Annotated in this window: 1 pseudogene; it reads right to left on the minus strand. The window is 49.6% G+C overall.

Annotated features, from left to right (window positions below):
• A pseudogene (locus HMPREF1519_RS10610) lies at positions 1-970 on the minus strand (adhesive domain-containing protein); the annotation flags it as partial.

The raw sequence follows: 970 nt of genomic DNA on the forward strand, positions 1-970 counted from the left end.
TCAGAATCAGCAAGCGCATCTGAGTCAGCATCAACATCTGCGTCAGAATCAGCAAGCACATCCGCTTCAGCATCTGAGTCGGCTTCAGCAAGCGCATCGGCTTCAGTATCTGCCTCTGAGTCAGCAAGTGCCTCCGCTTCAGCATCTGAGTCAGCGTCAGTAAGCACATCAGTTTCTGTATCTGAGTCAGCGTCAGTAAGCACATCAGTTTCTGTATCTGCGTCAGCGTCAGCAAGTACCTCAGCTTCAGTATCTGCATCAGAATTAGCAAGCGCATCAGAGTCAGCAAGCGCATCAGAGTCAGCAAGTGCGTCAGAATCAGCAAGCGCCTCTGCGTCAGCAAGTGCGTCAGAATCAACAAGTGCCTCTGAGTCAGCAAGTACCTCAGCTTCAGCATCTGCATCAGAATCAGCAAGCACATCGGCTTCAGTCTCTGCATCAGAATCAGCAAGTGCCTCCGCTTCAGCATCTGAGTCAGCTTCAGCAAGTACATCTGCATCAGTTTCTGCATCTGAGTCAGCGTCAGTAAGCACATCAGTTTCTGCATCTGAGTCAGCGTCAGTAAGCACATCAGTTTCTGTATCTGAGTCAGCTTCAGCAAGCACATCCGCTTCAGTCTCTGCGTCAGAATCAGCAAGCGCCTCTGAGTCAGCATCAACATCTGCATCAGAATCAGCAAGCACATCCGCTTCAGTCTCTGCATCAGAATCAGCAAGCACATCAGCGTCAGAGTCAGCAAGTGCATCCGCTTCAGCATCTGAGTCGGCTTCAGCGAGCGCATCCGTTTCAGTCTCAGAGTCAGCATCTACATCGGCATTCTTAAGTGCCTCTGAAAGCACAAGCACTTCAACAAGTATTTCAACGTCATTGAGTACATCAGCAAGTCTTTCAGCCTCAGCATCAACAAGTGCTTCAGTGTCAGCCTCAATGAGTGCATCAGAATCAACTTCTGAAGTGAAGGATCCTAACC

The organism is Streptococcus sp. SR4 (assembly GCF_000517725.1).
Lineage (GTDB): Bacteria > Bacillota > Bacilli > Lactobacillales > Streptococcaceae > Streptococcus > Streptococcus salivarius_F.